The organism is Phyllobacterium lublinensis, assembly GCF_020164435.1.
Classification (GTDB): domain Bacteria; phylum Pseudomonadota; class Alphaproteobacteria; order Rhizobiales; family Rhizobiaceae; genus Phyllobacterium; species Phyllobacterium lublinensis.
This window is the reverse complement of record NZ_JAIUDQ010000009.1, coordinates 43737-61796: the sequence shown is the minus strand read 5'-3', so window position 1 is coordinate 61796 and position 18060 is coordinate 43737. Positions and strand designations below refer to the sequence as shown.

The window sequence follows — 18060 nt, the reverse complement described above, 5'->3', positions numbered from 1 at the left end:
TCAACTTGCTGATGTCAGGCTGGCGATCTGTTCCTGCAGCCTTATGAACGGGCCCGGACTGAGCTCCGCCGGTTGGGCATATGGGTTTGAAAAGGCATAGATGAGGAAGAGGATGACGCCCGTATAAGCGCCAAACAGTGAGATCAACACAACATTGCGGCGCGTGGGCGGATAAGAATAGTAGGCGAGGGCGATGAAAATCATCCCGGAAATGGCGGCGAACCAGAATATCCCGTTGAGGGAATCGGCAACGGTGCTCTCGCGCTTCGTGCGGCTTTCCGAGACGAGGTAAATCCGGTCGAGCATATGACTGCGCAGGCTTTGCTGGCGGGGATTTCCCGGCACAAGATCGAGAATTGCACGATAAGCCTCATCCCACTGAGCCCAGGCTTCCGGCGACAGCCTGTTTGTCTTGCCGAGCCCCGGCCATTCCTTGTCGATAACGACGCGGATATACTCGGAGAGTTCCTTCTGGATCGGCACCTTCTCGGTGTCACCATAACGCCCGGCATCGAAGTAGACATCGGCAATGGCATTGGCCTCGGTGGCGGTCTGAAGCCGGAGCTGCTGATAACCGAACATTTCCTGGGCAAAGACCAGCGCCAGTATCAACCCGTGCAGGGCCGAGACACGGAAGACCACGGAACTCGCCAGATCCTTTTCGTGGGTCTCGTGCTCGTTGCCGCTCATCCACCGCATCAGGAAATAGCAGCTGAGCGTCAGTGCAATCGTCCCACCGACGAATATGGCCCCGGCAAAGATTTCGAACCCCATGCGTTCCTCCCGCCATACGGTCGCCTCGGCTGGACCACGCAGGTATTGAGGCGCGAGGACAGCAGTACAATTGCAACCGGTGGTTTCCCCAAGCTGCAATGTACGTGGATTTCGGAAGAATGCTACTGGGGGCAGGCCAGATGACTCGCACTGGATTATCACATCGCGAGGGTAGCGCTGGCCACCCTCGCGATCGATTCTCGACATGGGCTAGAGCCGGGCTTCCAGTACCATGTTGAAGGGCGTGCCTGTTGCCCTGCGTACCCGGGAAAAGCCGCCTTCGTTCAGCACTTGCGTCAGCCTGGCCTGGCCAGCTTGCGCACCGAGTGCCGCACCCACTTCCTGGCCCAGGGATGCAGGGACGCAGGTGTTGGCTGAAGCGGCGTAAAAGACGCGGCCCACCGGATTGAGGTTGTCCGAGAGATGGTCGCCGGCCATCGGCTCGACCACCATCAGGGTCCCGTCGGTCTCGATCGCCTTTGCTATATGACGTATGGCGCCAACGGGGTCGCCCATGTCATGGAGCGCATCGAAGATTGTGACCAGGTCAAAGCCCTCGCCCTCAAAATCCTGTGCTCGTGCAGTCGCAAAGCGGACGTTGGCGATACCTTTCGCGTGTTCATTCGCATGTTCAATCGAAGGGCCATGAAAATCGATGCCTATGAACTCCGAGTTCGGAAACGCCTTGGCCATGAGCAGCGTCGAAGAACCGAAACCACAACCCACATCGGCGACCAATGCACCGCTTTCAAGTTTCTCGATGACGCCCTCAAGCGAAGGTAGCCAATGCTGGATGAGGTTGGCCTTGTAGCCCGGCCGGAAAAAGCGGTCTGTGCCGCAGAACATGCAGCTGCACCGCTCTTTCCAGGAAACACCACCGCCATGCCGAAACGCGTGCGTCAGCTTCGCACGATCGGCAAAGACGGCGTCAAGTGCCTGAAATCCTCCGACCATGTTGACCGGACTGTCATCGATCGCGAAGACTGCCGCCTGTTCGGGAGACAGCTCGAACGTTTCCGTTTCTGCATCATATCCGACGAATCCGGACGCGGCCTGCGCGGAAAGCCATTCCTGGACGTAGCGTTCCCTGGTGTTGGTGGCTTTTGCCAGCTCGGCGGCCGTGACGGGGCCCCGGTCCATCATCTTGCGGTAAAGGTCCAGTTCGTCTCCCACGATCACGAGGGCAGCGTTCTGTGCTGCGCCGAGCTCGTTGACCATGACACCCAGCAGCGACTGCAGTTTTTCGGTGTTCAGTTCCATTGCGATAACCACCCCTTTCGAACAGACGGCGGGATGCCGTCTGTTTCGCGACGTTGTTTACGTGTTGCGAACTGTTCTCAACAGAGGCAGACTGGCCGCTATGAAGCAGGTTGAGCCACATTGTCGAGACGCAAACCCGCCATTGCGGGTGAGCATCGTGGCTTTTCGCGAATGCGATCCCTCGATCATGTACGGAATTTTCGATACGCTCTGGATCGCTGGCGCGAACTGGAAAAGCAGTTCAAACGAGCCGACAAGTGAAGTTCTGTTTTCTCCGCGCCTGGTAGCGGCAGACCCCGGTCCTTTGACCCTGATCACCGGCGTGACCATCATGCCTCAGGCCACAATCGACGCCATTGAGGAGACGGACTACATCGTTGTTCCAAATGTGCTCGTCGACACGCCTCAATCCTTGCGGGCTCTTGACCGCAGGCTGCTTGACTGGATTGTTGCGATGCATCGACGAGGTGCAAGATTGCTGGCCGCCTGTGGGGGCTCGATCGTGCTCGCCGAGGCGGGGCTTCTGGACGGGCAGCCGGCGACGACCCATTGGATGTATGCCCCCTTGTTCCGCAGCCAGTATCCGAAAGTCGACCTCAAGGAGGAGCGCATCCTGGTCCAGGCAGGTACCGGCCATTCAATCGTATGCGCTGGCGGCGCGTCCTCATGGCAGGATCTCACGCTGTATCTGATTGCCCGTCATGCGGGCACGGCGGAAGCGATCCGCATTTCCAAGATGTTCCTCTACCAATGGCATCGTGACGGTCAGTTGCCATATGCATCCATGATCGCAAACGTGGACCACGGGGATGCGGTCGTCAAAAAATGCCAGGACTACGCGCCGTTGAATTACCAATCGGCGGACATTCTCTCCGAGTTGCTCCACATCTCCGGCTTGCCGAAGCGGTCGTTCGACCGGCGCTTCCGCAAGGCAACCGGCTATTCGCCACTCGAGTACATTCAATGGCTGAGGGTCGAGGAAGCCAAGCAGATGCTGGAACTCGAGGACCGCCCGGTCGAGGAGATTGCATTCGAGGTTGGATATTCGGACCTGACATCGTTCCGCCGTCTGTTCCGCCGGCTCGCCGGATTGACACCCGGCGAATATCGCCGGCGTTTCAAGTTGCCTGCCAATGTCGAGGCTGCTGTTCGATTTTCATCGGCTGCCGACATTGCGAAACTTGGATGACGTTTCAATAACGGCCGATGGCCAGCGTCCGCAATTGCGGAATTCTACCGAGCCGATCCACCCCGTTGTCGCACCATCTCAGCCATGGCGCGTGCTTCGGCCGTGGACTGATCGGCTTCGAGCCCGTCTGCCACGCCAATGCGATCGTTTTCCGGACGGTTCTGGCTGACCTTCCACTTGCCTTCAATGGCTGCAATGTCGATCTCGATGCCGACGATGCCTTTGAGCTGGGCGTCGATGAAGGTTTGAGGCGCGTCGTCGACGGCCCAAGGTTCGGCACGGGATGCTTCATTGTGGCCGGTGAGCTGTGCAACGTGGTGCGCCAGCCACTCGCGGTCTTCGATAATTCTGGCCGTGCCGCGCGTCTGGACAACGGCGTAGTTCCAGGTGGGCACGACCTTGCCGGTCTCCCGTTTCGTGGCATACCACGACGGCGTCACGTAGCTGTCGGCGCCCTGGAAGACGACGAGTGCCCGGCCATCTGCAGCCAGGGCGCGCCATTGCGGATTGGCGCGGGCGAGGTGAGCCCGCAATGTCCCCTTGGGTGAGGCATCCGCATCGAGCAGGAACGGAATGGCATTGGCCAGCGGACCCTCTTCGCCAGTCGAGATCATCAGGCCGAGCGGGTGCGCCTTGATCAGCTCGTGCTGGATTTCAAGCCTGTCCTCGCGGAAATGCGGCGGCTGGTACATTGCGGGTTGCTCCTGGTCTTTGATGGCCGGATTGTGCCCGAAGGGCTTGTTTTTCTCAACCCGATATCGAAACAACGCAGGCGGCCGCGTTGTGCAGGGGCAGCTGTTACAGGGCGGCCTGCCTAGCATGGGCGGAAATGAATGCGATGAGCGCGGCGATGTTTGCGAGCGTGCGCACATGGTTCCACGGCAGCCATTCGGCGAAGTAGCGGGTCCAAAGGGCCGCGCCTTCCTGGCTCGCCGGTGCAATCGCGGCCAGTGCATCATTGAGCGGAACGTTGAACACCATGGTGACCGCGATCGTGCCAACGAGGTAGAGCAGGCTTCCTGCCAGCAGCCATGCCGAGCCAGGAGCGGGCCAGTACAGGATACTGACGATGCCAAGCACGACACAAAGCGCCGCCGTGCCGAAAAAGGCGAGGCCGAATGTGGCGTTGAGAATGGTGACGTTGATCGAGTTCATGGCGGCGATGCCTTGCTCGGCAGGCAGCCTGGCCAGCGCTGCCATGATGAAACTGGAAAAGGCGAAGAACAAGCCAGCCATCAAGCCGGTTCCAAGCGCGGCCACAAGTGTGAGGAGTGGGATGAGGGCGATCATTTCGCGCCCTCCCAGATGCCTGTTGCGGCCGTTTCGCGCGCATATTCGCTGAAATCACGGGGGCTACGGCCGAGAGCTTGTTGAACGCCGTCGGTCAAATATTCGTTGCGGCCGTCGAGCACGACCGAGAACAGTTCGTTGACGAGTGCGGCGATGTCGGCTGGTGCCTGCTCGCGTTCGAGGTCCTGCATGAACGCATCCGGCGTGATGGTGCGGTAGTCGATGGTGCGCCCGGCGGCCGCGCCTATTTCAGCGGTGGCTTCGGCGAAGGTGAGCATCCGAGGTCCGGTGACCTCGTAGAGCTGGCCGATATGGCGATCATCGGTGAGGGCAGCCGCAACCACATCGGCGATATCGTCGGCATGGATGAAAGGTTCGCGCACGCGATCGACCGGCAACGCCATCCGACCGGCCAGGATTGGGCCGACGAGCATGCTCTCGCTGAAGTTCTGCATGAACCAGCTGGCACGAACAATGGTCCAGTCCGCGCCCGATGCCTGCAGCATCTGTTCGGCGCGCTGCGCTTCCGGTTCGCCGCGGCCGGAGAGGAGGACGAGGCGCTTGACGCCCTTGCGGATGGCAAGGCGGGCGAGTTCGCCGACGGCTTCGGCTGCGCCGGGCACTGCGAGATCGGGGTAGTAGGTGATATAGGCCGCCGATACCCCGTCCAGAGCGGTTGTCCAGGTGGCGGGATTCTCCCAGTCGAAGACGGGGTTGCCGCTGCGAGAGCCAAGGCGAACCGGAATGCCTCGCGCTGTCAGACGCTCGGCGACGCGGCGTCCGGTCTTGCCGGTGCCGCCAACGATGAGAACAGGAAATCGCGAGGCATGGAAAGTGGTCATTTTCATCTCCCTTTAAACATGAGTATGTCTCATATTTGCAAATGTGATAAATCCTCATATTATGGGAGTCAAGCGGAATGTGAGGAATACTCATGAATCAGAATACGGCCATTGAAGGCGCGAGGCGGGAACCGACGCAGAAGCGCAGCCGCGAGCGGGTGGAGCGAATTCTTGCCTGTGCATCGGCCTTGATCGAGCGCGGTGGAAGCGACGGCATGCGCATGAGCGACGTGGCCGAAATGGCAGGCATTTCCATCGGCTCCCTCTACCAGTACTTCCCGGACAAGGGGTCTATCATCCGTACGCTGGCAGAACGCTACAATGATGCCGGCCAGGCCTGTATTGCAGAGAACCTGCAGGACGTGCGGGACATTGAAGGGCTCCGCAACGCCTTCGGGGCGTTGATCGACATATACTACGCGATGTTCCTGGCCGAACCGGTGATGCGGGACATCTGGTCGGGCACGCAAGCCGACACTGCACTGCGTGACATTGACCTTGCCGATAGCCGGATCAATGGCGCTGTGTTGGCGGCGGCGCGGGCACGCGTCGATCCCATGGCGGACTGGACGGAACTTGAAACCTCAAGTTTCCTCATCATGCAACTCGGTGAAGCCACAATGCGCCTCGCCATATCGGTGGAGCGCAGCGAGGGTGCTGCGCTGGTGGAATACTATAAGCGCATGGTGCTGCGCGAGATGCTCGAGGGTTTGCAACCCTAGCCAGGGGCTAGTGAAAACTACCCGATATCGATGACGAGTTTTCCGTTTGCCTGTCGGGTCTCGATCAGTCGATGTGCAGCAGCGACATTGGTCATGTCGAACCGGCGCGGATCAAGCCTTGGAACCAACTTGCCCGCTTCTGCGAGCCTGGTCGCTTCACGAAGGATATCGCCGTGATGGGCCCGGCCTTCGCCGGTCAGCAGCGGCAACAATGTAAACACTCCTGAATAGGTTGCCGCCTTGAACGACAGGGGAGCAAGGGAATGCGTTCCCCAGCCGAGACTGCTGACCACATGACCGAAGCGAGCCACTGCGTTGAAAGCTGTATCCAGGCCTGTCCCGCCGAGGGTGTCGTACACGACGTCAAAGCCGTGGCCTTGCGTGTATCGGGATACGTATTCGTTGACGTCCTCCAAACGATCAATGGCAGTTGCTCCAATACTCCGGATGTAGTCGGCCTTTTGCGGGCCATCGACGGCGTAGACATCTGCGTCAAAAGATGTGGCAATCTGCACCACCATGTTACCGACACCGCCTGCACCACCGAGAACCAGGACTTTCTGTCCACGTTTGACCTTCGCCCGGTCGACCAGGCCCTCCCAGGCGGTGATGAAAACAAGCGGCAGCGAGGCCGCTTCGCGCATGGACAGGGTTGACGGCTTCAATGCCAGCAGCCTTGCGTCGACGGCCGAATATTCGGCGAGCGAGCCTTGAATGCCACCGACACCACCCGTCATACCATATACTTCATCACCCGGATTGAACCCGCTCACCTCTCCTCCGACAGCCTCGACCACGCCCGCAAGGTCGATACCGAGGATTGCCGGAAGCGGGTGTGCCGCGTGCGCCGCATTGCCCGCCCGTATTTTTGTATCGAGCGGGTTTACGCCGCTCGCCGCAATGCGCACGAGCACCTCTCCGGCCGCAGCGACCGGCCGTGCAGCGGTTGTCTGATGAAATGTAGAGCCGTTTTGCTCGGTCATCTCAACCTTCATGGTGTCCATTTGTATCAATCCTGTGTTCGAGTTGCCCGAGCATGCTGTGTTCTTTCTTGAATGAAAATGAAATTAAATGCATGATGTTCATGCATTTTTGTATGGGTGGGCAATTCATGGAATGGAGTGATGTCAGAATATTTCTGGCCATTGCCAGGGAAGGAACCTTGGGCGCGGCTGCGCGCCAGGTTGGTCTTACCCAGCCAACCATGGGCAGGCGACTGAGGGCATTCGAGGAAGCCGCTGGCCATTCACTGTTTCAGCGGACTGCCGAGGGGTTCGTGCTGACGGATGAGGGTGCGCTTGCTCTTCCGCATGCGGAGCGAATGGAAGAAGAGATGCTTGGCTTGCAGAGGCAACTTGCAGGCCAGGAGCGGCAGCTCGACGGTGTGATACGCCTATCCTGTTCCGACTGGTTCGGCCTGCACGTCCTGTCACCAATTCTTGCGGACTTCCACACTATCTATCCAAGGGTTGTGGTCGAACTCGTTACGGATTTCCGTCTTCTCGATCTTGCGCGGCGTGAAGCGGACCTTGTGTTCAGAATCAAGCCATTCACCGAAGCCAACGTCGTTTCGCGGCGGCTCGTTCATATTGACTATGGTCTGTATGCGCCGATCGGAACCTCCGATCCCGCAGTGGGCGGGGAAGGGGTCAAGCTGGTGACCATGGACGAGGCCTTTGGCGGGATGCCCGACGTCGAATGGCTGAACCGCCAATTTCCCAATGCGACAGTTGCAATGCGCAGCAACAACCGGGAGGTGCAGGCTTCTCTCTGCGCAAGGGGAGTGGGCCTGGCTGTGCTTCCAAGACCGTTGGGCGATACCATGAAGGACATCAGACTTGTGGACATACCGGATCAACCGCCCGGCCGTGACACATGGTTGGGTTACCATCGCGACCTGAGACGGCTGCCTCGACTGCGGGCTTTGCTGGATGTGGTCCTTGGGCATCTTGGCAAGGACCATCTGCGCGGCTGATCTGTCAGCCGTGTCCCGCCAAGGCAGACGCGTTAAAAGGTAAACCCCGACTTTGGTGGATCGGCCAAGGTTGTCATCAAGGCCGGCATTTCCTCATTCTTCGGACGAAGAAGTTGAGAAACACTTGCCTCATCAGACGGATTGCACTAGCCAATGGAGAGAATTTTTTAGCCAGGAATGACAGGCCAGCATGACTCTCGTTGATACCCGTACGCCCGAACCCAAGCGTTTCATTTCCGGTGCCACAGGCGATTGGGAGATCGTCGTTGGCATGGAAGTTCATGCGCAGGTCACCTCCAATTCGAAACTGTTTTCCGGTGCGTCCACGACTTTCGGCGCCGAGCCGAATGAGAATGTGTCGCTGGTCGATGCCGCGATGCCAGGCATGTTGCCGGTGATCAATGAATGGTGCGTACGCCAAGCCATTCGAACCGGGCTTGGTCTGAAGGCGCAGATCAACCTGAAATCCGTGTTTGACCGCAAGAACTATTTCTATCCGGATTTGCCGCAGGGCTACCAGATTTCGCAGTTCAAGCAGCCCATCGTCGGCGAAGGCAAGATGATCATTTCGGTCGGCCCCGACAAAAAGGGCGAGTTCGAGGACATCGAGATCGGCATCGAGCGCCTGCATCTCGAGCAGGATGCCGGAAAGTCGCTGCACGACCAGAACCCGACCATGTCCTATGTCGACCTGAACCGGTCCGGTGTCGCGCTGATGGAAATCGTATCCAAGCCGGATATGCGTTCGTCCGACGAGGCGAAGGCCTACCTGACCAAACTTCGCACCATCGTCCGCTACCTCGGCACGTGTGACGGCAATATGGACGAGGGCTCGATGCGCGCCGACGTCAACGTCTCCGTACGCAGGCCCGGTGGCGAATTTGGCACGCGTTGCGAAATCAAGAACGTCAACTCGATCCGTTTTGTCGGACAGGCAATCGAATATGAGGCACGCCGCCAGATCGCTATCCTTGAAGATGGTGGATCGATTGATCAGGAAACGCGCCTGTTCGATCCGGTAAAGGGTGAAACGCGCTCGATGCGATCCAAGGAGGAGGCGCATGATTACCGTTATTTCCCCGATCCTGATCTGCTTCCGCTCGAATTCGAACAAGCCTATGTCGATGAATTGAAGGCGGACCTTCCGGAATTGCCGGACGACAAGAAGACCCGCCTTGTCTCCGAGCAGGGGCTTTCTGTCTATGATGCATCGATCCTGGTGACCGAGAAGGCCATTGCCGATTATTATGAGGCTGTTGCAGACGGACGTGACGGCAAGCAGTCGGCCAATTGGGTCATCAATGATTTGTTGGGCGCCTTGAACAAGGCCGGCAAGGGCATCGAGGAATCCCCGGTTTCGCCGGCGCAGCTCGGTGCAGTGATCGACCTGATCAAGGAAGGCACCATTTCCGGCAAGATCGCCAAGGATTTGTTCGAAATCGTCTGGAACGAGGGTGGTGATCCGCGCGAGCTGGTCGAAAGCCGCGGCATGAAGCAGGTCACCGATACGGGCGCGATCGAAAAGGCTGTCGACGACGTCATCGCCGCCAACCCGGACAAGGTCGAACAGGCGAAGGCAAAACCGAGCCTTGCCGGCTGGTTTGTCGGACAAGTGATGAAATCGACGGGCGGCAAGGCCAATCCGCAGGCAGTGAGCGACCTGGTCAAGTCCAAGCTTGGGATCGTCGACTAAATGTGGGTTCGCAGCGCCACCAAGGAAGATCTGGACACTGTCCGGGACATGCTCGCCCTTACCTGGCACGCGACGTATGACGATGTATATGGCGTCGAGAAGGTCAACGCCATTACCAATCGTTATCATTCGCTGGACGCGTTGAAGAAGCAGCTGGCCAAGCCCTATTCCGAGTTCATCATTGCCGATGATGGCGCTGACATATTGGGCATGGCATATGCGTCGCAGAAGGATCACAAGCTGTCCATTCTCAACCAGCTTTACGTGCACCCGGAATATCAAAAGCAGGGCGTCGGCTCCCTCCTGCTTGCGGAAGTGGAGAGTGCTTTCCCGGGCGTGTTTGCATTGCAACTCGAGGTTATCGAGAAAAATCAAAATGCTATCCGCTTTTATGAAAGCAGGGGGTTCGAACGGACCAATGGCCGCACGGAGAATTGGGGTGAGCCGAATTCCGGCATATCTGTTGTCGTGCTTGAGAAATCGCTGACAGGGTATGAGCTGGCGCCGTGAGCATGGACACCAGTCTGACCGTTCGTGACGCTACGCGCGATGATCTGCCGTCGCTGATCAGGCTTTTTGCAGAAGATTCGGTCGGCGGCCATGGTGACACGACCGATCCCGTCGCGCTGCCGCAATATGAAAGTGCGTTCACGGCCATCGAGGAAAGCCCCAACGACCTGCTATTTGTTGGTGTCGTTGAAGGTGACGTCGTGGCCACGGCCCAAGTGACTTTCATCACCTCCCTGACCGGGCGAGGCACCCGCCGAATGGCCATTGAAGCCGTTCAGACCCGCGCCGACATGCGCGGCAAGGGTGTTGGCTCCCGGCTGATTATTCATTGCCTCGACGTGGCGAGGGAACGAGGCATCACACTCGTGCAACTGACGTCCAACGCCAAACGCGCGGATGCCCACCGATTTTACCAGCGGCTCGGTTTCGAGAAGACCCATGCCGGTTTCAAGATGCGGTTGGATCACGCGTCAACTTGACCCTTGCTATCGGCCAGTGATACGGCCATAAACCGATGAATTGCCATAGCGTTATGGACAAAGCAGGACAGCCATGAAGACTTTCATTACCCAGTTTTTCACTTGGTGGAACGGACAGACCCTCGGTACCCGGTTTTTCACATGGCGCAAGGGTACGAAGGTGGGCACCGACCAGTTCGGCAACGTTTACTATGAGGGTACGTTTGATTCCGAAGGGCGAAAGCGGCGCTGGGTCATCTATAACGGCTATGCCGAAGCTTCTGCTATTCCTGCTGGATGGCATGGCTGGATCCACCACCGGGTCGACACGCCGCCTTCAAGCGAAAACTACAAGCCCTATGCGTGGGAAAAGAACCATCAGCCCAACTTGACGGGGTCCCCGGCCGCATACCACCCGAAAGGCTCCATCGCTCATGGCGACAACCGCCCTACGGTCACCGGCGATTACGATGCCTGGACGCCCGGTTCATGATCCCGGCAATTGTCGCCTGATCTTCTTCTGCCACAATTGGTCATTATCGACGGCTGGAATCGCTATCTCCCTGGCAACCTTGAACCGGAAGTGAAATGATCCGCTCGACTCTGTCCTTTCCCTTCCGCATGAATGCGCGCCTTGTCGTAATCGGTTTGATGGCTTTGAGCCTGGTGTCCCTGGCGTCCGGTATGCGGGCATATGCCGATGAAAAGATTACCAACCCGATCGCGGTGTTTTCAGGCCTCGACAAGATCACCGGCCGCATCACCAGCTTTGACGTCTATATCGACGAGACGGTGCAGTTCGGGGCGCTGCAACTTACGCCGCGTGCCTGCTACACGCGTCCCGATACTGAAGCGCCGAAGACGGACACGTTCGTGGAAGTCGATGAGATTACGCTCGATCGGAAGATTCGCCGGATTTTTTCCGGCTGGATGTTCGCTGACAGCCCGGGGCTCAATGCGGTCGAGCATCCGGTCTATGACGTCTGGCTGAAAAGCTGCAAGCAGAAGTCGGACGTACCTGCACCCGACAAGGGATGAGGCGGCCGATTTAACCGGCCGCGCTGGATGTATTGAAGATTACATCGGCTTGGAGCAGTTGATCATCCAGGGCGTGCCGAACCGATCGACAAACATTCCAAACCGTAGCGCCCAGGACGTTTCACCGATAGGCATGATCATGGTTGTTGCGTCCCTTGAAAGAGCCGCAAATATGCCCTCTGCGTCGGCTGGCGTTTCCGTGTGAAGGGCAACGCTCATGCCCTGTGCCTTCTGAAAATTGGGAGATGGATCGTCGGATCCCATCAGGACATTGTCACCGAACCTCAATGACACATGCATGATTTTCTTCGCGGACTCGGGCGGATAGTCACCACTCTCTTGCATTTCGTCAAATCGGATCATCGCCTCGATCTTGCCACCCAATACGTCTTCGTAAAACTTGAATGCTTGTTCGCATTGTCCGTCAAAAAGCAGGTATGGATTTACTTTCATGATAGATCTCCTTCTGGACTTGCCGCATCTAGGACGAACGGGTGGAGGTTAACCCGACATCCGCAAATAAAAATTGTTGCATTGTGATGCATCGTGCGTGCACGGCTTCATGCTAACACGGCAATGTGATCGTATGACACGGCGATCAGAAGTGATGGCAACCTAGAATTCCGCCGGCTGCGCCAGCGCATTCTCCAGCATCTTCTGATACTGGCGGCGCGGGACCTCGACGGCACCGAATGATTCCAGGTGGTTGGTGGTGAACTGCGTATCGAGCAAAGTATAGCCCTTCTCGATCAGATGGCTGACGAGATGGACGAGGCAGACCTTCGAAGCGTCTCTTTGGCGCGAAAACATGCTTTCGCCGAAGAAGGCAGAGCCAAGTGCGATGCCATAGAGGCCGCCGACCAGTTCTCCGTCGTGCCAGGCTTCCACCGTGTGACAATAGCCTAGGTCGAACAGCCTGGAATAGGCCTCGCGAATGGGCCCGTTGATCCAGGTACGGGCTCTTTCACCGCTACCACTGGCGCAACCGTCAATGACGCCGGCGAAGTCGGTATCCCTGCGAATATCGAAGCGACCCTGCCGGACAACCTTGCGCAGGCTGCGTGAAACGTGAAAATTCTCGAAGGGAATGATGCCGCGTTTTTCAGGACGAACCCAGAAAATTTCAGGATTGTCGGCTTCTTCAGCCATGGGAAAGACCCCGGTCGCATAGGCGCGCAACAGCAACGCGGGGTCAATTCTGAAGATCTCTTCCGGGTCTCTACCCGACATGCCTATTCTTCTGCAGTGTCTGCTGTGTCGCCAGCCAGATATTTTTCCAGCCAATGAATATCATAATCGCCATTGGCAATGTCAGGATTGTTTATCAGGTCCTGGAAGAGTGGCAATGTGGTCTTGATTCCATCCACAACGAACTCGTCCAGCGCCCGCCGCAGACGCATCATGCATTCGACACGGTTGCGCCCATGGACGATGAGCTTGCCGATGAGGCTGTCATAATAGGGCGGTATCTTGTAGCCCGTGTAGACGCCGGAATCGACGCGAATACCGAGGCCGCCGGGCGTATGGTAATGGGTGATCTTGCCTGGTGAAGGCGTAAACGTGCGCGGATCCTCCGCATTGATACGGCATTCGATGGCATGACCAGAAAAGCGGATGTCATCCTGGGTCACTGACAGGCCGCCGCCCGAGGCAACGCGAATCTGTTCATGAACAAGGTCGATGCCAGTGATCGCTTCGGTGACGGGATGCTCTACCTGGAGACGCGTATTCATCTCGATGAAGTAGAATTCACCGTTTTCATAGAGGAACTCGATGGTGCCGGCGCCCCTGTAACCCATGTCAGCCATCGCATTGGCGCAGATCATGCCAATGCGCTCGCGCGCATCGGAATTGAGCGCAGGCGAGTTGGCCTCTTCCCAGACTTTCTGGTGGCGGCGCTGCAGCGAGCAGTCACGTTCGCCGAGATGCACCGCCTTGCCATTGCCGTCGCCCATGATCTGGACTTCGATATGGCGGGGCTTCTGCAGGTATTTTTCGATGTAGACGGCATCATCGCCAAAGGCAGCGCCTGCTTCTGTTCGTGCCGTGGAGAGAGCTACGGAGAGCTCCTCCTCGTTCATGGCGACCTTCATGCCGCGGCCGCCGCCGCCGGCAGAAGCCTTGATGATGACGGGGTAGCCGATTTCAGCGCAGATCCGGGCGGCTTCCTTGTCGTCCGTCACGCCGCCATCCGAACCTGGAACGACCGGGATGCCGAGGCGCTTTGCAGTGCGCTTGGCTTCGATCTTGTCGCCCATGACACGAATATGTGCTGCGGTGGGGCCAATGAATGTGATGTTGTGTGCCTCGAGAATCTCGGCGAACTTGGCGTTTTCCGAAAGGAATCCGTATCCGGGGTGGATCGCATCGGCGCCGGTGATTTCGCAGGCAGCAACGATCTGATGGATATTCAGATAGCTCTCGCGTGAGGGAGGCGGTCCTATGCAGACGCTTTCGTCGGCAAGCCGCACATGCATCGCGTCAGCGTCAGCCGTCGAGTGAACGGCGACGGTCTGTATGCCAAGCTCTTTGCACGCACGCAGGACGCGCAATGCAATTTCGCCACGGTTGGCTATGAGGATTTTCTGAAACATTACGCTCTCGATCTGCTCAAGCTTCCGGGAACTTACTCAATCACGACCAGCAATTCGCCGTATTCGACAGGCTGGCTGTCGCTGACGAGGATTGAAGTGACCGTCCCGGCGCGTGGCGAGGGGATCTGGTTCATTGTTTTCATCGCCTCGATGATCAGCAGCGTCTGGCCTTCCTTGACCTGCGTTCCCACCTCGATGAAGTTGCGCGCACCCGGCGCGGGAGCCATGTATACGGTCCCGACCATGGGCGAGGGGATAGCATTCTTGGAGGGATCGCCGGCCGGGGTTGCAACGGGAGCAGCAGGCGCCGTCGCGGCCGCAGGAGCAGCTGCAGGGGCCTGCGCATAAAACGGTTGTGGCGCCGCCGCCTGGACCGTGACCTGCCTCGATACACGAATACGAAGGTCGCCCTGTTCGATCTCGATATCCGTGAGGTCCGTTTCGTTCAGGATTTCCGCGAGGTCGCGGATCATGACCTTGTCGATCCCGGTGTTTCTGTTAGCCATGCTTTTTCAAGCCCCTTATTTCTGTTCGGCAGCGTCGGCTATTGCGACGCCAGCTTGATGAGTGCGCGCAGGCCCATCACGTAGCCATCGACTCCGAAGCCACATATCACCCCTTTGGCCAAAGAGGAAACATAGGAGTGGTGGCGGAATGACTCGCGCGCGTGAATATTCGAGAGATGAACTTCCACCAGCGTTACAGAGGCCGCGCGGATGGCGTCATGCAATGCGATGGATGTATGCGTGTAGGCGGCGGGATTGATCAAAACCAATGCTTGACGCTCGCCTGCCTCCTGAATCCAGCTGACCAGATCACCCTCGTGGTTGGACTGGCGAAACACGATTTCGACACCAAGGTTTTCACCTTCCGCACGGCACAACGCTTCGATATCGCTCAATGTCGTCGCACCGTAGATCCCCGGCTCACGCTTTCCCAGCATGTTGAGGTTCGGGCCGTTGAGAATAAAGATTTGCTGCTTCATGATTTACCGGACGGTTTGCGAAATCGTGGTCCCATATAGACGGCTTATCGGCAAGCGAAAAGCCCGCAAAGTTACGTTATTGCTTGTCCACAAAGGGTTTTCCCAGTCAGAAGTAAAGATTTAGAGTATCGGACGGCAAATATGGCGCAATTCTGTTTCTCGGATAGCCGACAATCCACGCGGAAGGTGGCAAGGCCGATGTTTTTGCATCCGACGAAGCCGCGTGACAAAGTGGGTGTCCGCCTCCCGAGTTCATCGAGGGGCGGAAACCCGAATGGCCGGGTGAATTCGGTCCAAATCCTTCGGGCTTCAGCTTCGTCCGATTAATAAACATCGGCCTCGCCAAACCCCTCGACCTTGTCCGCGAATTCCCTCCGGCAGAATGCGTCATATTTACTCTATTGGTTGCGAATATGGCTGATCCGCTCGGCCAGTGCATCGGCGCCGAGCGCACCTGGCACGACTTCGTTGCCAACGACATAGGACGGCGTTCCCGTTATGCTCAAACTGTTTGCGAGCTCGTAATTGTCGCGGAAAGCAGCAGCAACCTCGGGGGATTTCATCTTCTCGCGGATTTGAGTCTCATCGGCACCGAGTTTGACCGCAATAGCCATTGCCGATTCTTCCGTGGCACGGCCTTCACCGCCCAACAGATCCCGGTGGAACTCAAGATACTTGTCCGGCATGACGGCCTTGAAGGCCTTCGCGACCATGTGCGCACGGGTCGAATCGGCACCGAGGATTGGAAATTCCTTCATGACAAAGCGCAGGTTCGGATCGCTTTGCAGCAATGCATCCATGTCCGGAAGCGCCTTTTTGCAATAGCCGCAATTGTAATCGAAGAACTCCACGATCGTCACGTCGCCATTGGGGTTCCCGAAGACGGCGTCCATCGGGGACAGGAAAATCCTGTCCTTGTTTTCACTGATAACCTGCGTGGACGCTTCTTTCTGAGCCGCTTCCTGCTTGGCGTTGAGCGCGGTCTGTACCTCGATCATGACCTCGGGATTGTTGATCAGATAGTTTCGGACAATGCCCTCGATCTCGGCCCGGTCCGACGTTGCTGCCGGAATCGTTGTTGTATCCGGCGCGGCATCTGCCACATGGGTCCGACCTGCCTGATAGCCCAGAGCGAGAGCTGCGAGGCCGACAAGACCTGCGGCTGCGCCAATCAGAGCGACTTTTGTCATTATGAACTGTCCTTTTTCAAATTCCGTGCTTCAGGAGAGGCGGCGGCGCAGCGTCTCATTTACTTTTGCGTTTGGTACTGATGATGTCCTGGGCCTGTATCCACTCGGGCGTGCCGCTTTTCAAGCCGCGTTGAGCTCTGGTCGCGAAGATTTGAGCCTCCTGGATCTTGCCGGAATAGTATTTTTCTTCGGCACTGGCGAGATCGGAACGGGGCATATCGCCCAGTTGTCCATAGGCCTGTGCAAGATAGGCATAGCCGGACGGGGATTCGCGGTCACGCCCGATGCTGGCCTTGATGATATCAACGGATTCTTTGAGATTGGCCGGAGTGCCCGTCAGCATCAGCGCCCGGCCGTAACTCATCCGGATGAGACTGGATTTGCGCGAGTCGAGTGCACTAGCCTTCTGGAATGCCTTCGCAGCCTCCGCTGCCTTGTTCTGCTTGAGCAGGATCTCGCCCTTGATCTCCTGGAAGTATGGATTCTTCGGTTGTTCCTTGATCAAGGCATCAATCTTCGACATGGCTGCTTGCGAAGACCCGTTAAGATAGGTCGCAATGGCATCACCGTAGCGGGCACCGATATTCTGCGGATCCTTGCGGAAGCTTTGCAGAACGCTTGCACCACCGCCGGTATAGGCAGCGATCTTGCCGCGCATCATGTCATGACGTTGCTGCAGGGCCGCACTGTCCTTCTTGTCGAAGTAGGGGCTCGCATGCGCCAAGGTCTCCAGATTGGCGATGCGCTCCCGCGGCAGCGGATGGCTGATCCGGTAGGGATCGGCGCGCGTACCCGTTAATGCCAAGGCATTGGAGAAGCGCTCGAACGTCGTCAGCATGCCCTTGGCGGATTGGCCAGTGTTTGCAAGATAAGTGACCGCGGAGCGGTCTGCCGCCATCTCTTCCGTGCGCTGGTAATTGAGGAGGCCCCGCATGGCCACTTCCGTACCGCCCATGGCGACGCCGGCACCGGCCTGTGCTAGCCCGCCCTGGCGGCTTGCGGCCCCGGCAACCATCGCGCCCATGCCAACGAGCCCGGCAACGACGGCCATCGTCTTCGCATTGGCAAGCTGCTCGCGCAGCTTGAACTGATGGCCTCCGGCAAGATGGCCGACTTCATGGGCGAGCACGCCGATGATTTCGTTGGGCGTTTCGGCCTGGAGCAGGGCGCCCGTGTTGATGAAGATGCGACGGCCATCCACGAACGCGTTGAAACTGCGATTGTTGACCAGAACAATATTGATGGATTGCTTGGAAAGGCCCGCCGTCTTGATGATTGGCGTCGCATAGTCGGTGACCAGCGCTTCGATTTCCGCGTCGCGGACAATCGGTACCGATGCCGACTGTGCCCTGGTCGATACCGTTTGCGAAACACAAAGGGCGCCGGTGATAAGCGTTACGAACGCGGTACGCGCCACGGCGATGAACGATTTATTCTGACTGATTTTTCGAAATGCAATCATGTCCTATTCGTACCCAAATCGATCTTTGAAAGAAAGAGAGGCCCGCAGTGCTCCCCACTTTGTGAAGCCAGCGCATTT

General features: G+C 57.9%; 21 protein-coding genes. 8 read left to right on the top strand and 13 right to left on the bottom strand.

Annotated elements, in window-relative coordinates; translation table 11 throughout:
* Both K9U38_RS12910 and K9U38_RS12905 read right to left on the bottom strand, forming a co-directional pair.
* Window positions 1-774: a bestrophin-like domain gene (locus K9U38_RS12910; RefSeq protein ID WP_224494748.1), complete on the bottom strand. Its 774-nt coding sequence runs from the start codon at window positions 772-774 to the stop codon at window positions 1-3.
* 210 nt (window positions 775-984) lie between these two features.
* Window positions 985-2034 carry a class I SAM-dependent methyltransferase gene (locus K9U38_RS12905; RefSeq protein WP_224494747.1) on the bottom strand — a complete coding sequence of 350 codons (1050 nt, stop codon included), beginning with the start codon at window positions 2032-2034 and terminating at the stop codon, window positions 985-987.
* A 100-nt stretch (window positions 2035-2134) separates the two neighbouring features.
* On the opposite strand from K9U38_RS12905, the gene K9U38_RS12900 reads away from it, so the two are divergent.
* Window positions 2135-3223: a GlxA family transcriptional regulator gene (locus K9U38_RS12900; protein WP_370631921.1), complete on the top strand. Its 1089-nt coding sequence runs from the start codon at window positions 2135-2137 to the stop codon at window positions 3221-3223.
* Window positions 3224-3267: 44 nt separating this feature from the next.
* Here K9U38_RS12900 and K9U38_RS12895 read toward each other — a convergent pair whose 3' ends face one another.
* From K9U38_RS12895 to K9U38_RS12885, 3 genes are all read right to left on the bottom strand, one after another.
* Window positions 3268-3915 (bottom strand): FMN-binding negative transcriptional regulator, encoded by a 648-nt coding sequence (locus K9U38_RS12895; RefSeq protein ID WP_224494746.1) that lies wholly within the window; start codon window positions 3913-3915, stop codon window positions 3268-3270.
* A gap of 106 nt (window positions 3916-4021) precedes the next feature.
* Window positions 4022-4513: an anthrone oxygenase family protein gene (locus K9U38_RS12890; protein WP_224494745.1), complete on the bottom strand. Its 492-nt coding sequence runs from the start codon at window positions 4511-4513 to the stop codon at window positions 4022-4024.
* A complete protein-coding gene (locus K9U38_RS12885; protein WP_224494744.1) occupies window positions 4510-5355 on the bottom strand; it encodes an NAD(P)H-binding protein in 846 nt (281 codons plus the stop codon). The genes K9U38_RS12890 and K9U38_RS12885 overlap by 4 nt, the downstream gene beginning before the upstream one ends.
* Window positions 5356-5447: 92 nt before the next feature.
* Between K9U38_RS12885 and K9U38_RS12880 the strand changes: the two genes are divergently transcribed.
* Window positions 5448-6077: a TetR/AcrR family transcriptional regulator gene (locus K9U38_RS12880; protein WP_224494743.1), complete on the top strand. Its 630-nt coding sequence runs from the start codon at window positions 5448-5450 to the stop codon at window positions 6075-6077.
* A gap of 17 nt (window positions 6078-6094) precedes the next feature.
* On the opposite strand, the gene K9U38_RS12875 is transcribed toward K9U38_RS12880, so the two are convergent.
* Window positions 6095-7072, bottom strand: coding sequence for a zinc-dependent alcohol dehydrogenase family protein (locus tag K9U38_RS12875; protein ID WP_224494842.1), 978 nt, complete (start codon window positions 7070-7072; stop codon window positions 6095-6097).
* Between the two features lie 116 nt (window positions 7073-7188).
* Here K9U38_RS12875 and K9U38_RS12870 point away from each other — a divergent pair, with 116 nt between their 5' ends.
* From K9U38_RS12870 to K9U38_RS12845, 6 genes are all read left to right on the top strand, one after another.
* On the top strand, window positions 7189-8052 hold the full coding sequence (locus K9U38_RS12870) for a LysR family transcriptional regulator (RefSeq protein WP_224494742.1): 864 nt from the start codon (window positions 7189-7191) through the stop codon (window positions 8050-8052).
* Window positions 8053-8242: 190 nt separating this feature from the next.
* Window positions 8243-9745: an Asp-tRNA(Asn)/Glu-tRNA(Gln) amidotransferase subunit GatB gene (gene gatB / locus K9U38_RS12865; RefSeq protein ID WP_224494741.1), complete on the top strand. Its 1503-nt coding sequence runs from the start codon at window positions 8243-8245 to the stop codon at window positions 9743-9745.
* On the top strand, window positions 9746-10255 hold the full coding sequence (locus tag K9U38_RS12860) for a GNAT family N-acetyltransferase (protein ID WP_224494740.1): 510 nt from the start codon (window positions 9746-9748) through the stop codon (window positions 10253-10255). It abuts the gene before it with no gap.
* Window positions 10256-10257: 2 nt separating this feature from the next.
* Complete coding sequence (locus tag K9U38_RS12855; protein ID WP_224494739.1) at window positions 10258-10734, top strand: GNAT family N-acetyltransferase; 477 nt, start codon at window positions 10258-10260, stop codon at window positions 10732-10734.
* 73 nt (window positions 10735-10807) lie between these two features.
* On the top strand, window positions 10808-11206 hold the full coding sequence (locus K9U38_RS12850; RefSeq protein ID WP_224494738.1) for an NADH:ubiquinone oxidoreductase subunit NDUFA12: 399 nt from the start codon (window positions 10808-10810) through the stop codon (window positions 11204-11206).
* A gap of 158 nt (window positions 11207-11364) precedes the next feature.
* Entirely contained in the window at window positions 11365-11751 is a 387-nt protein-coding gene (locus tag K9U38_RS12845; protein ID WP_224494841.1) for a DUF2155 domain-containing protein, read from the top strand.
* A gap of 39 nt (window positions 11752-11790) precedes the next feature.
* On the opposite strand, the gene K9U38_RS12840 is transcribed toward K9U38_RS12845, so the two are convergent.
* The 7 genes from K9U38_RS12840 to K9U38_RS12810 all read right to left on the bottom strand — a co-directional run bounded on the left by K9U38_RS12840 (window position 11791) and on the right by K9U38_RS12810 (window position 17982).
* The gene (locus K9U38_RS12840; protein WP_224494737.1) at window positions 11791-12204 is read right to left on the bottom strand and encodes a VOC family protein; all 414 of its coding nucleotides are present in this window, start codon (window positions 12202-12204) and stop codon (window positions 11791-11793) included.
* A 162-nt stretch (window positions 12205-12366) separates the two neighbouring features.
* Window positions 12367-12936 (bottom strand): leucyl/phenylalanyl-tRNA--protein transferase, encoded by a 570-nt coding sequence (gene aat / locus K9U38_RS12835; RefSeq protein ID WP_224494840.1) that lies wholly within the window; start codon window positions 12934-12936, stop codon window positions 12367-12369.
* A gap of 47 nt (window positions 12937-12983) precedes the next feature.
* Window positions 12984-14345 (bottom strand): acetyl-CoA carboxylase biotin carboxylase subunit, encoded by a 1362-nt coding sequence (accC, locus tag K9U38_RS12830; protein ID WP_224494736.1) that lies wholly within the window; start codon window positions 14343-14345, stop codon window positions 12984-12986.
* Window positions 14346-14377: 32 nt separating this feature from the next.
* The gene (gene accB, locus K9U38_RS12825) at window positions 14378-14851 is read right to left on the bottom strand and encodes an acetyl-CoA carboxylase biotin carboxyl carrier protein (RefSeq protein ID WP_224494735.1); all 474 of its coding nucleotides are present in this window, start codon (window positions 14849-14851) and stop codon (window positions 14378-14380) included.
* A gap of 38 nt (window positions 14852-14889) precedes the next feature.
* Window positions 14890-15330, bottom strand: coding sequence for a type II 3-dehydroquinate dehydratase (aroQ, locus tag K9U38_RS12820; protein WP_224494734.1), 441 nt, complete (start codon window positions 15328-15330; stop codon window positions 14890-14892).
* A gap of 398 nt (window positions 15331-15728) precedes the next feature.
* Window positions 15729-16520, bottom strand: a complete 792-nt coding sequence (locus K9U38_RS12815; protein WP_224494733.1) for a DsbA family protein — start codon at window positions 16518-16520, stop codon at window positions 15729-15731.
* A gap of 55 nt (window positions 16521-16575) precedes the next feature.
* Window positions 16576-17982, bottom strand: coding sequence for a M48 family metalloprotease (locus K9U38_RS12810; protein WP_224494732.1), 1407 nt, complete (start codon window positions 17980-17982; stop codon window positions 16576-16578).
* Window positions 17983-18060 lie beyond the last annotated feature (78 nt).

Bases quoted from the DNA above. Each gene is read 5' to 3' on its own strand.
- K9U38_RS12910 (WP_224494748.1), bottom strand. From the start codon at position 774: ATGGGGTTCGAAATCTTTGCCGGGGCCATATTCGTCGGTGGGACGATT.
- K9U38_RS12905 (WP_224494747.1), bottom strand. From the start codon at position 2,034: ATGGAACTGAACACCGAAAAACTGCAGTCGCTGCTGGGTGTCATGGTC.
- K9U38_RS12900 (WP_370631921.1), top strand. From the start codon at position 2,135: ATGAAGCAGGTTGAGCCACATTGTCGAGACGCAAACCCGCCATTGCGG.
- K9U38_RS12895 (WP_224494746.1), bottom strand. From the start codon at position 3,915: ATGTACCAGCCGCCGCATTTCCGCGAGGACAGGCTTGAAATCCAGCAC.
- K9U38_RS12890 (WP_224494745.1), bottom strand. From the start codon at position 4,513: ATGATCGCCCTCATCCCACTCCTCACACTTGTGGCCGCGCTTGGAACC.
- K9U38_RS12885 (WP_224494744.1), bottom strand. From the start codon at position 5,355: ATGACCACTTTCCATGCCTCGCGATTTCCTGTTCTCATCGTTGGCGGC.
- K9U38_RS12880 (WP_224494743.1), top strand. From the start codon at position 5,448: ATGAATCAGAATACGGCCATTGAAGGCGCGAGGCGGGAACCGACGCAG.
- K9U38_RS12875 (WP_224494842.1), bottom strand. From the start codon at position 7,072: ATGAAGGTTGAGATGACCGAGCAAAACGGCTCTACATTTCATCAGACA.
- K9U38_RS12870 (WP_224494742.1), top strand. From the start codon at position 7,189: ATGGAATGGAGTGATGTCAGAATATTTCTGGCCATTGCCAGGGAAGGA.
- gatB (WP_224494741.1), top strand. From the start codon at position 8,243: ATGACTCTCGTTGATACCCGTACGCCCGAACCCAAGCGTTTCATTTCC.
- K9U38_RS12860 (WP_224494740.1), top strand. From the start codon at position 9,746: ATGTGGGTTCGCAGCGCCACCAAGGAAGATCTGGACACTGTCCGGGAC.
- K9U38_RS12855 (WP_224494739.1), top strand. From the start codon at position 10,258: ATGGACACCAGTCTGACCGTTCGTGACGCTACGCGCGATGATCTGCCG.
- K9U38_RS12850 (WP_224494738.1), top strand. From the start codon at position 10,808: ATGAAGACTTTCATTACCCAGTTTTTCACTTGGTGGAACGGACAGACC.
- K9U38_RS12845 (WP_224494841.1), top strand. From the start codon at position 11,365: ATGGCTTTGAGCCTGGTGTCCCTGGCGTCCGGTATGCGGGCATATGCC.
- K9U38_RS12840 (WP_224494737.1), bottom strand. From the start codon at position 12,204: ATGAAAGTAAATCCATACCTGCTTTTTGACGGACAATGCGAACAAGCA.
- accC (WP_224494736.1), bottom strand. From the start codon at position 14,345: ATGTTTCAGAAAATCCTCATAGCCAACCGTGGCGAAATTGCATTGCGC.
- accB (WP_224494735.1), bottom strand. From the start codon at position 14,851: ATGGCTAACAGAAACACCGGGATCGACAAGGTCATGATCCGCGACCTC.
- aroQ (WP_224494734.1), bottom strand. From the start codon at position 15,330: ATGAAGCAGCAAATCTTTATTCTCAACGGCCCGAACCTCAACATGCTG.
- K9U38_RS12815 (WP_224494733.1), bottom strand. From the start codon at position 16,520: ATGACAAAAGTCGCTCTGATTGGCGCAGCCGCAGGTCTTGTCGGCCTC.
- K9U38_RS12810 (WP_224494732.1), bottom strand. From the start codon at position 17,982: ATGATTGCATTTCGAAAAATCAGTCAGAATAAATCGTTCATCGCCGTG.